This window comes from Flammeovirga aprica JL-4, assembly GCF_012844305.1.
Taxonomy (GTDB): domain Bacteria; phylum Bacteroidota; class Bacteroidia; order Cytophagales; family Flammeovirgaceae; genus Flammeovirga; species Flammeovirga aprica.
In genome coordinates, this window is record NZ_JABANE010000167.1 from 1 (window position 1) to 12,179 (window position 12,179).

Sequence of the window (12,179 nt, forward strand, 5' to 3'; positions counted from 1 at the left end):
GTTGAATATGGTCTTTTTTCATCTCTATAAAATTTAGACCTATAATTTACGATAATTTAGTTTACAATGTACTAAGCCAAAAATAAATGATAATTAATTCTTAGTTATTTTTTGTGAGTACAACGCTCAAAAACGTATAAATAGTGGTTCTATTTAAAGTTTTTGAAAGGCAGTAATCGGAAAAAATAATATGAATTAGTGTTATAAAATTTTGTCTTAGTACTTAGTACTTAAAAGAGATGTATCAAACATGCTCTTATCTATTAAAATCGGATTTCCCTCCAGTTTTATGCATTAGTTTCGTTTCCTTGATGACAATATCATGCGATAAAGCTTTACACATATCATAAATAGTTAAAGCCGCTACACTTGCACCCGTCAAGGCTTCCATTTCCACACCTGTTTTTGAAGTTACAGAAGCTGTACTTTTAATAGTAACCTCCGTTTCAGAAGACCACTCCATTTCAATATTACACTTATCTAAAGGAAGTGGATGACACAACGGAATTAGATCCGAAGTCTTTTTAGTACCCATTATTCCTGCAATCATTGCTGTTTGAAAAATAGATCCTTTTTTGGTAGCATTATCCTGACCTTGAATCTGAAGCGCCACTTCTTTTGGAAAGCTTATCACAGTTTGAGCAATCGCAATTCTTTTCGTTACACTTTTACCCCCAACGTCCACCATAGATGGGTTTCCTTCCTCATCCAAATGCGTCAGAGAGTTGTTTTTTTCTTCTTCTTTTTTCATTCTTAAGCTTTCTATAAGTATTTTCGGAGTCCAATTTCATAATAAACAAACTACTATGCAAAATCATTTGATAGAACCCTCAGAAGTTGAACAAATAATTCAGCAGGTTTCTTATAAAGCATCAATAATCACTGTGACTCTTTTTGATGCTGTGGGTAAAGTATTGGCAGAAGATATTTATGCAGATCGTGATTTCCCTCCATTTAATCGTGTGGCCATGGATGGTATTGCTGTCAATTTTAGTGAAATTGAAAAAGGAACACATCAGTTTAAAGTGGAAGGCGTGCAGGCGGCCGGAAGTCCACAAATGACTTTACAGCAAACAGAAAACTGTCTTGAAGTAATGACAGGAGCTATGTTGCCTCAGAATGTAGATGTGGTGATTCCTTACGAATGGACGAAAAAAGACGGTGATATTATGATTGTTGAAGATTTCAACAACATACAGTCGTTTGGAAATATACATCAGAAAGGAAGTGACCATAAAGAAGGAAGCTTGATCTTGAAAAGCGGTTCGGCCATCACTTCTGCTGAAATTGGGTTATTGGCAACTGTGGGAAAACATGAGGTGAAAGTGTATTCATCACCGAAATTTGCCATTATTGCTACTGGCGATGAACTGGTGAACGTGGAAGATACTCCCGCTCCGCATCAGATCCGTATGTCGAATTGCCATACGATTCAAAGCAGACTGCAGGAAGAAGGATTAGATTCTACTATTTTCCATTTAAAAGATGATTATGAAGATTTAAAACAATCTATTCAGTCTCTTTTTGATGAATATGATATTTTTGTTTTCAGTGGAGGAGTTTCTAAAGGAAAGTTTGATTATCTTCCTCAAGTATTTGAAGAATTAGGAGTAACAAAGAAATTCCATGGTGTAAAACAGCGTCCAGGAAAGCCATTTTGGTTTGGAGTTACAGCTAAAAACCAGCCTATTTTTGCTTTGCCAGGCAATCCTGTTTCCACCTATTTATGTACTAACAGGTATTTGATACCGTGGTTATATGATCAAAAAGCAATCAGTGCTCCTTTAGTTAAAAAGTATGCTACATTAGCAGAAGATTTTACTTTTAAGAAGCCTCTTACCTTTTTCCTTCAAGTGAAAGCTTATTATGATAAGGATGGAAAGCTTTGGGCAGAACCCGTTAAGGGAGGTGGATCAGGAGATCTTACCAGTCTTGTAAAGGCCAATGCTTTTCTGGAATTAGAAGGACAAAGATCTGATTTCTCCAAAAATGAAAAATTACCAATTTGGTTCTATAAAAAATAGATTATGAAACTAAGATTATTAGACAACAGTATCCGATTGAGGTTAAATAAAGTAGATCTTGATACACTTTATAATGATGGCGAAGTTTGGACCGTCTCTCAGTTAGGAAAAACCACTTTCTCATACGGTGTAAGATCTGTTGAGCAAGGTGAGATGAGTGTTGAAATGGAAGACAACCGTTTACAGTTCAGATTGAATGTTGATCAAATCAAAGAATGGCATTCTTCAAACAAAGTGGGGTACTCTTCTGTTCAAGAAAATGAAGATGGATCTTCTTTAAAATTATTGATCGAGAAAGACTTTAAATGCCTGACTGATCGCGATGAGGATGAGAGCAATAACTTCGAAAACCCGAATAGTACTTGCTAGGTCTTTCAGTTAATAGTTATTTTTTTTATTAATACTTCATTATTAAGCAGTTATACAATTAGAATCGAAAATTTCAATTGTGTAACTGCTTAGTTTTTTATTCAAATAAGTTATTGATTGTCTTTTTCAACATTCCACTTTTCCAATCGTCTATCTGTGGCAACTACAAACTGTTTCCCGTCAGGTAAAATCGCTATGGCCTGATGATTTCCGAACTGAGTGTAAGTATACAGTTTCTCCCCTGTTTCTACATCCCATAAATCAAGATAACCTGTACTACCAGCAATAAAACTTTTTCCATCAGGCAAAATAGCAATGGCTTCATGACTACCCCACTTTGTATAAGTATGAAGCTTCTCGCCTGTTTCTACATCCCATAAATCCAAGTAACCTGTACTTCCAGCAATAAACCTTTTTCCGTCAAGCAAAACTGCAATCGCTTCATGACTACCCGACTTTGTATAGGTACGAAGCTTCTCGCCTGTTTCTACATCCCATAAATCCATATAACCTGTACTGCCGGCGATAAACCTTTTCCCATCGGGCAAAACGGCAATGGCCAAATGTTCGCCAGACTTGGTATAAGTACGTAATCTTTCGCCTGTTTCTATATCCCATAAATCCAAACGGCCTGCACTTCCTGCAACAAACCTTTTACCATCAGGCAAAACTGCAATCGCTTCATGACTGCCGAACTCCGTGTATGTACGTAACTTTTCCCCTGTTTCTACATCCCATAAATCCAAATAACCTGTACTGCCGGCGATAAATCTTTTTCCATCAGGCAAAACCGCAATCGCTCTATGACTGCCTAATTCTGTATAAGTAAGTAACTTTTCTCCCGTTTCTACATCCCATAAATCTAAATAACCTGTAGTACCGGCGATAAACTTTTTACCATCAGGCAAGACTGCTATTGCTTCATGTTCACCGTATTTTATATAAGTTAAAACAGCATCAGAAATTAAACTGAAAGAACTCAGTAGATAAATAGCAAATAATAAAAATAGTTTCTTGAGCATATTATTAAGTTTGAGGTGAGCCTTAATATAATCAATTATTTTTCCTCCTACATAAAAATGAGCCACATCAAATTTGATGTGGCTCATTGTAATAACTAATACTCTATTCAATTATAATGTTGGTAGTTGGAATCAAAGTAAATGAATATTTTACTCCGTTCCATGTACCTGACTAATCAGTGATTACTTTGTTGATGACGTGAATTACTCCGTTTGAAGCACCCACATTGGCTTTTGAAACTGTAGCACCACCAACAGTTACTACACCGTTATTGATACTAACAGTCAACGTGCCTTCACCAAGTGTCTCAACCACTTGACCATCTTGTAAGTCTGTAGATAATACTTTATTAGATACTACATGATTGGCTAAAATAGCCGCTAATTGCTCATTCGTTAATGTTACATCACTGATTGCAGCAAAAGCCTCATCAGTTGGAGCAAACACTGTGTATTCTTTTAATACTCCGTCTTTATAATCCACATTGAAAGTTGACAGAAGGTCCGTATTATCAAGTGCTCCCAATAAAGATGTGAAGACGCCCTGAGTTGTAGCTACATCAACAATTGTTGAAGGCATCAATACTTTATCAATTACATGTACAACACCATTTACACCGCTAAGATTAGGTAATGCCACCATAGACTCACCAATCATGACATTACCATTTTCAATCATAACATCTAATCTTGTCCCTGCAAGTGTTTCTACTTTTTGGCCATTTTGCAATGCATCAGAAAGTACTTTATTGCTGATTACATGATGCTTTAAGATTCTATCTAAATCTTCTTTCGATACTTCATCAAGGTTAATCCCTGCAGCAGTGAATGCTTCATTAGTTGGAGCAAAAACTGTAAACTCATTCGAAGCGTCTGTAAATGGCGACACAAGTTCAGCTTTTGCTAAAGCATCAACTAGTGAAGTAAAGTTGTTGCTAATTGCAATCTGAGCAATTGTTAAAGCCTCAGTTGGCACAATTACATCTTCAACAATATGTACAACACCATTATTTGCTTCCACATCTGCTTGTTTCACTTTCACGCCACCAATCATTACATCAGTACCCATGATTTTCACTTCTAGTTTTGTACCAGCAAGTGTATTGACCATTTGACCATCCTTCAAGTCCATCGCCATTACTTTACCTTCGACAACGTGGTGTCCTAATAAGATCTCCAAAGCTTCCATTGACAGATCATCAAAAGATGAAATACCATTTGTAGCCGCTAAAAGTGAAGTGAATGCCATATTATCTGGAGCAAAGACAGTGTACATTTTGTCTGTTTTACCAAACATATCAGCCAAATTTGCTGTCGTTAAAGCAGTAGCCAACGAAGTGAAATCATCTGATGATGCAATACTTAAAATTGTCTCCAATTCTTCAGCAGGAATTAATACTTTATCGATTGCATGAACTACACCATTGAAAGCATTCACATCTGCTTGAACAACAGTTGCATCACCAATCATCACTGAAGAGCCTTCAATTTTAACCATTAACTCTGTTTCAGCTAATGTTTCAACCATCTGACCGTTTTGAAGCGATGATGATAATACCTTGTTGGATGCAACATGATGCAATAAGATTCTCTGTAACTGAGCCTCTGAAATTTCATCAAGATTTACTCCTGCATCTTCAAATGCTTTGTTCGTTGGAGCAAATACTGTGTATTGATTTGTTACTTGCGTAAAAGGAGTCACTAAGTTAGCTTGTGAAAGAGCTGTTACTAAAGTAGAAAAATCTGGTGTTCCGATAGCCAACTGTGCAATTGTCAACGATTGAGTTGGTACAATTACTTGATCTACGATGTGAATAACACCGTTGCTTGCTTCCACATTCGGTGTTGTGACAGTTACACCTCCTACAGTTACAACTCCGTTGGTTATTTTAACTTCTAATTGAGTTCCAGCTAGAGTTGTCAAAAACTGTCCATCTTCTAAATCTGAAGCTAATAACTTTGCTGCAACTGCATGATTTTTTAATAAAATATCCAATGCTCCTGATGATATATCATCAAAAGAAGAAATACCGTTTGGTTCTGCTAAAAGTTGTGAGAACGCTGCATTAGTTGGAGCAAATACTGTATATTCAATATCAGTATCATTAAATGCATCCACTAAGTTTGCTGAAGATAAGGCTGATGTCAGCGTTGAAAAATCAGGTGTTGATTGAGCTATACCAGCAATTGTTGTAGTTGTATTTGCTGGAAGATTAACTGGGTCGTCGCTATTATCGTCTGTACATGAAGTAAATAGAATAGATAGCACAAAAACCACTTTTAATAAATCTAAAGTTTTCATCTCATTTAAGATTTTATGGTTGAAAATTCAGACTATAAATTTTGTGTAAAGTTATTTTGTTTAAACAATTATTAAAAATATTAAACAAAACTGCATATTTACTTCATTCAATACAATGAAAATTTGCAATTAAATCTTCGTAAAAGGCCATTATCCTTCTTTTTCTACTATTGAAAAAAATTAATAAAATAGTGTAAAATTAGTAAGGTAAAGAAATGACACGTTAAACAAAATGTTTACTTATGTTTGGCAGTTGTAATAAAAAAAATCCACTCTATTTAAATTAAGAGTGGATTTGTATTTTATTCGTAATCAATCGAATAATGAAGTCCTATATTTTCATGCCTTCCTTTGGCCCCTGTTATGATCAGGTAAGTAATGGTGATCATATTCCTCAGTTCACATAATGGCTGAGAAATGACTGTCTTTTTATAGAGTGCTTCTGTCTCCTCGTAAATAAGACCAGTCCTTGTAAACGCCCTTTTCAAACGTTCATCAGATCTTACAATTCCTACATAATTGGACATCACTCTCTGCAAGTCACTTCTTGACTGCGAGATTAATACCATTTCTTCTGGAACTGTAGTACCATCCTTATTCCATGCCGGAATTCCTTGTTTCCAATCCGTTTTATCAATCAGCTGAAGCGCCGTCTCAAATGCTTCGTGCGCATAAACTGTCGCCTCTAATAAAGAGTTGGAAGCTAAACGATTGGCTCCATGTAATCCTGTACAAGTACATTCACCACATGCCAACAAGTTATTGATGCTTGTTTCAGCTTTTGTGTTGACTACAATACCGCCACATAAATAATGTGATGCAGGTGCAACAGGGATATAATCTTTTGTAATATCAATCCCCATTTCCAGACATGTTTTATAAATAGAAGGGAAATGTCCTTTTAGTTCTTCCTCATCGATCAAGGTAGCATCCAACCAAACATGGTCTTTACCTTCCTTTTTCATTTCTGAGTCGATTGCCCTCGCCACAATATCTCTAGGAGCCAAAGAACCACGCTTGTCATATTTTGTCACGAAGTCTTTTCCTTTACTATTTCTAAGAATAGCCCCTGCTCCTCTCATGGCTTCGGTGATCAAAAATGCATTGCCTTCATGCCCTCTTTGATACAAAGCTGTAGGGTGAAACTGCACAAATTCCATGTGGTTCACTTCTCCTTTTGCTCTGTAGGTCATCGCAATTCCATCACCTGTTGCAACACTTGGGTTGGTAGTAGTATTATAAACCTGACCAATTCCACCTGTTGCCAGTAGCGTTACTTTTGAAAGAATTGTCTCAACTTCATCTGTAATTTTATTGAGCGCATAGATACCATAGCATTGCGTATCCTTTCTGTACCTTGTTACGTCCTCGCCCAGATGATGTTGAGTGATCAGATCGACAGCATAATAATCCTGCAATATTTCTACGTTGTCGTAGCTTTTAATTGCATTCAGTAATGCCCTCTGGATTTCCTGCCCTGTTACATCTTTAAAATGAAGAATACGATGATCAGAGTGTCCGCCCTCTTTTGCTAGGTTGTACTCACCATCTTCAGATTTATCAAACTGAGTACCCCAGTTAATGAGTTCTCTGATTCTATCGGGACCATTTTCCACCACCAATTTCACCACTTCTTCATTATTGATGTGAGAACCGGCAACCAATGTATCTTTGATATGTTTTTCGTAGGAATCATCTGCATCAATTACTGCGGCAATTCCTCCCTGTGCATATCTGGTATTACTTTCAAAAGGATCATCTTTTGTGATCAAGCAAATCTTTGGGTGATGATTTTTACTCTGAAAATGCTCACACAATTTCAAAGCGTAGCTGAGACCTGCAATACCAGAACCCACGATTAGAAAATCAACTTTCTTCATGGACTGTTATTAAAAAATTAAAGCTGTTTATTAGAGTAATAAAGTAAAGTCACTCTACTACTTATAACAAACAGCTTTAATCAAAAGTTTATGATAACTCAAACATTCTCTCGATTGAGCCTATTGCTTTAAGACGAATATCTTCTTGAACATCCACTTCAGGATATTCATATTGTAAACAATTGTATACTTTTTCCAAAGTGTTCATTTTCATGAAATGACACTCAGAACAAGCACATGTATTATCTTCTTTTGATGGTGCCGGAATTAAGTTTTTATGAGGAACTGCTTCTCTCATTTTATGTAAAATTCCTGCTTCAGTAGCAACGATATATGCGTCTGCTTCGTCGTTTTGAACAAACTTCAGCAATGCCGCTGTAGAACCTACAAATTGAGCTACTTTTAATAAAGGCATTTCAGACTCAGGGTGAGCAATGATTTTTGCATGAGGATATTCCTTATGTAAGTCTAAGATTTTCTCCAATGCGAAAGCCTCGTGTACCACACAAGCTCCATCCCATAATAACATATCACGACCTGTTTCTTTCATGATATATTTACCTAAGTTACGGTCAGGTGCGAATATAATTTTTTCGTCTTCAGGAAGACTATTGATGATTTTTAAAGCATTAGTAGAAGTAACTGTAATGTCAGTATATGCTTTAACTTCTGCTGAAGAGTTGATGTAAGTAACAACAGTGTGATCAGGGTGTTTCTTCACAAAATCAGCAAATTCTTCAGCCGGAGCGGCTTCTGCCAATGAACAACCTGCCTTGAAATCAGGTAAAATTACCTTCTTGTTTGGGTTGATGATCTTTGCTGTCTCGGCCATAAAATGAACCCCAGCAAATAAAATAATGTCAGCATCAGTATCTGCCGCTTTTTGTGCAAGTGCTAAACTGTCCCCTACAAAATCAGCTAAATCTTGAATCTCAGCATCTTGGTAATAATGTGCTAAGAAAACAGCGTTTTTTTCTTTTTTTAAACGTGTAATTTCAGCCTTAAGATCGGTGGGGTTATTGTCCATCACGTCGATAAAACCCAACTGATCTGCTCTATCTTTAAGCTCTTGTGTAAGCATTTTCATTAAATCTACGGTATTTCTAACACGGCAAAGTTAATGAAATTTGGGAATTGAGAGCCTTTTAATTCTCTAAAAATTAAACTTAAGCTCTAAATTTTAGGACATTTCTTACAATGCCTCCCTTTTCTTTTATATTTCTTGCAGCAGTTCTTTTTCTTACAAGTAACCTCTGAACTCAATTCATCTCCTTCTACAGAAAGCATATTCAATAACTCTTTACTTGTTGTAGATAAAAAAATAGGATCTTGTTGAATCATAGCTTATTTTATTTAGATTAATTCTACTTAACGACCGCAATATAAATGATAAATTAGATTAAATCTAAATTGACAAGTATTTTTTTGCTAAAAATTATAAAGAATTAAAGAACAACCCACAGTCTATAAACTTTCTAAAACAGTTTAAAAGGAGGAAAGGTATCCAATCTCCATCAAAATGTATTTTAATTAAACAAAGTTTTCTATTATATTTAACAATGACACAATTTTTATAATTAATGTTATTTTTTTACGCATTCACAGAATATAGTCGTCAAATTCACACCTTTCGACAAAATTCATTTGTATGATTCTGACATTTCTATATTTTTGTGACATTCGCAATTTTTTTGACGGCAATATACTTTAAGAAGGAACGTGGAAAACGAGCAATCAACAAATAGTTCAGATCATAATAATGGCAATAAAGTTGTCCACATCGATGGTATGTACCAAAACTGGTTCTTGGATTATGCATCTTATGTAATCCTGGAGAGAGCGGTACCTAGCATTTATGATGGACTGAAACCTGTACAGAGAAGAATTCTTCATGCAATGAAGGAATTAGACGACGGCAGGTTCAATAAGGTGGCAAATATCATTGGTTCTACCATGCAGTATCACCCTCATGGTGACGCTTCAATTGGTGATGCCATTGTACACTTGGGACAAAAAGAACTCCTTATCGAAACACAAGGTAACTGGGGTGACATCAGAACAGGTGACAGTGCAGCGGCGCCAAGATATATTGAGGCAAGGCTTTCTAAATTCGCTTTAGAGGTAGTTTTCAATCCTAAAACAACGGATTGGCAACTCTCTTATGATGGCAGAAAGAAAGAACCGATCAACCTGCCTGTAAAATTCCCATTATTACTGGCTCAAGGTGTTGAAGGTATTGCCGTTGGTTTGGCTACGAAGATTATGCCTCACAACGTCAAGGAACTAATTAAAGGTTCTATTGACATTCTGAAAGGTAAAAAAGTTAACCTGGTCCCTGACTTCCCTACAGGTGGTTTGGCCGATTGTTCTAACTATAATAATGGTCTGAAAGGTGGCAAGGTTCGCTTAAGAGCAAGAATTGAATCACCTGACAGCAAGACCTTATTGATCAAAGAGATTCCATTTACATGTACTACTTCTAGTTTGATTGATTCTATCATTAAAGCCAATGATCAGGGGAAAATCAAAATCAAGAAGGTAATCGACAATACTGCTCAAGAAGTGGAAATCGAAGTACAGTTAGCCAATGGTCAGTCTCCTGATGTAACTATTGCTGCACTTTATGCCTTTACAGATTGTGAAGTTTCTATCTCTCCAAACTCTTGTGTGATTGTAGATGAGACTCCTGTGTTTATGGGAGTGGAAGAAATTCTTAAAAACGATACCGATCATACTGTAAATCTTCTTGAGGCTGAATTAAAAATCAAGAAAGGTGAGCTTCAAGAGAAAATCCTATTCAGTTCATTAGAGAAAATCTTTATTGAGAATAGAATTTATAGAGATATTGAGGAATGTGAAACTTGGGAGGCGGTTTTAGAAACGATTGATACAGGATTGACGCCTTACAAGCCTAGTTTCTACAGAGAAATCACTCAAGATGATATTATCCGTTTGACTGAAATCAAAATTAAGAGAATCTCTAAGTTTGATACTTTCAAAGCGGATGAGTTATTGAAAAACTTACTAGAAGAATTAAAAGAAGTAGAGTACAACCTTGAGCATATCATTGAGTTTGCGATTGACTACTTCAATAATCTTCTTAAAAAATACGGAAAGGATCACGAGCGTTGTACTGAGTTGACAACATTCGATACGATCCAAGCTTCAAAAGTAGCGGCAAACAACGCCAAACTTTATGTCAACAAGAAAGAAGGTTTCATCGGTTACAACCTAAAACGTCAAGATGGCGTGGAAGAAGTGATGGACTGTTCTGATATTGATGACATCATTGTATTTAGAAATACGGGTGAATATGTGATCACGAAAATCGGTGAAAAGAAATTCGTGGGTAAAAACATTATTCATGCAGAAGTCTATGTAAAAGGTGACGAAAGAAAGGTTTACAATGCCATTTACCTTGATGGAGCAACGGGCATTACAAGAGTAAAACGTTTCCAAGTACCTAGTTTTACAAGAGACAAGGAATACAATGTCACAAAAGGTTCACCGAAATCAAAAGTAACGTATTTCACTTCCAACCCTAATGGAGAAGCTGAAATTGTGGGTGTAGCTTTATCACCAAATTGCCCTGCCAAAGTGAAGTCATTTGAATATGATTTTGCTGATTTAGAGATCAAAGGCAGATCTTCTCAAGGTAATATCTTAACGAAATACCCTGTAAGAAGAGTCACATTGAAACGTGAAGGTATTTCTACGCTTCCTGCTATTGACCTTTGGTATGACGATGCAGTGGGTGTATTGAACAAAGATGAAAACGGTAAGTACTTAGGTAAATTCAAAGATGAAGATCGTTTGATTGTTTTCTATGAAGACGGTGAATACGAATTGACCAACTTTGAAGTGACGAATCGTTATGAAGCGAAGAAGGTGGTATTGATTGAGAAATTCCTTCCTTACAAAGCCATTTCAGCGGTGCATTACGACACCAACAACAGACAGTACTACATCAAGCGTTTCCACATCGAAACGTCTACCATGAACAAACGCTTTAAGTTTATCAACGAAGCCAATGCTTCAAGATTACTTTTAGTCACAACTCAACTTTCTCCTGATGTGGAATTGAAATATACCAACGGCAGAAAACGTGAGAAGACAAAAGTCAACTTGAAAGAGTTTGTAGAAGTGAAGGGCTGGAAAGCATTGGGTAATAAACTCCCTTACGACAAAGTAACGGATGCTAAATTACTCTCAGCTGATGACCCAGTTGATACTTCTGATGAAAGGTCTAAACCTGATGATAATTCAAATGATAATAATAACAACGACGAAGGAAGAGATTCTTTGAAGTTGTTCTAAACATAAAAAACGACTGAGCAGTATTTGTTCAGTCGTTTTTGTTTAAACTCATAATTTAATTACTACAGCCTTGTAGAAGCACAGCCTGCTATGCGAAACACTGGAATAATAAAATAGCTGCAGTATTATTTGGTATATCTATTATTCGATTAATATCAGACACACGTTGCAAGGCTACGTGGCTATACGACAGATTCAAGAATTATTAAGTAAATAGCCCACTACTCTTCCAACCCCTCCGGCAAACTCTTCTTAGGATTCAGAT

Annotated in this window: 8 protein-coding genes; 3 read left to right on the plus strand and 5 right to left on the minus strand. The window is 36.3% G+C overall.

The genetic code is table 11. The annotated features are described in order from the left end of the window. Positions 1–256: 256 nt before the first annotated feature. On the minus strand, positions 257–751 hold the full coding sequence (moaC, locus tag HHU12_RS31295) for a cyclic pyranopterin monophosphate synthase MoaC (RefSeq protein ID WP_169660678.1): 495 nt from the start codon (positions 749–751) through the stop codon (positions 257–259). Positions 752–806: 55 nt separating this feature from the next. On the opposite strand from moaC, the gene HHU12_RS31300 reads away from it, so the two are divergent. Both HHU12_RS31300 and HHU12_RS31305 read left to right on the plus strand, forming a co-directional pair. Beyond that, positions 807–2,024: a molybdopterin molybdotransferase MoeA gene (locus tag HHU12_RS31300; protein ID WP_169660679.1), complete on the plus strand. Its 1,218-nt coding sequence runs from the start codon at positions 807–809 to the stop codon at positions 2,022–2,024. A 3-nt stretch (positions 2,025–2,027) separates the two neighbouring features. After that, the gene (locus HHU12_RS31305; protein WP_169660680.1) at positions 2,028–2,393 is read left to right on the plus strand and encodes a DUF7009 family protein; all 366 of its coding nucleotides are present in this window, start codon (positions 2,028–2,030) and stop codon (positions 2,391–2,393) included. Positions 2,394–2,503: 110 nt separating this feature from the next. Here the strand turns inward: HHU12_RS31305 and HHU12_RS31310 are convergent, their stop codons facing one another. The 4 genes from HHU12_RS31310 to nadA all read right to left on the minus strand — a co-directional run bounded on the left by HHU12_RS31310 (position 2,504) and on the right by nadA (position 8,678). Then, a complete protein-coding gene (locus tag HHU12_RS31310) occupies positions 2,504–3,502 on the minus strand; it encodes a WD40 repeat domain-containing protein (RefSeq protein ID WP_169660681.1) in 999 nt (332 codons plus the stop codon). A gap of 85 nt (positions 3,503–3,587) precedes the next feature. Then, complete coding sequence (locus HHU12_RS31315; protein WP_169660682.1) at positions 3,588–5,717, minus strand: fasciclin domain-containing protein; 2,130 nt, start codon at positions 5,715–5,717, stop codon at positions 3,588–3,590. A gap of 302 nt (positions 5,718–6,019) precedes the next feature. Continuing rightward, positions 6,020–7,597, minus strand: coding sequence for an L-aspartate oxidase (gene nadB, locus HHU12_RS31320; RefSeq protein ID WP_169660683.1), 1,578 nt, complete (start codon positions 7,595–7,597; stop codon positions 6,020–6,022). 88 nt (positions 7,598–7,685) lie between these two features. Then, positions 7,686–8,678, minus strand: coding sequence for a quinolinate synthase NadA (gene nadA, locus HHU12_RS31325; protein WP_205960044.1), 993 nt, complete (start codon positions 8,676–8,678; stop codon positions 7,686–7,688). 638 nt (positions 8,679–9,316) lie between these two features. Here nadA and HHU12_RS31330 point away from each other — a divergent pair. Beyond that, positions 9,317–11,914, plus strand: a complete 2,598-nt coding sequence (locus tag HHU12_RS31330; RefSeq protein ID WP_169660685.1) for a DNA gyrase/topoisomerase IV subunit A — start codon at positions 9,317–9,319, stop codon at positions 11,912–11,914. Positions 11,915–12,179: the final 265 nt, after the last annotated feature.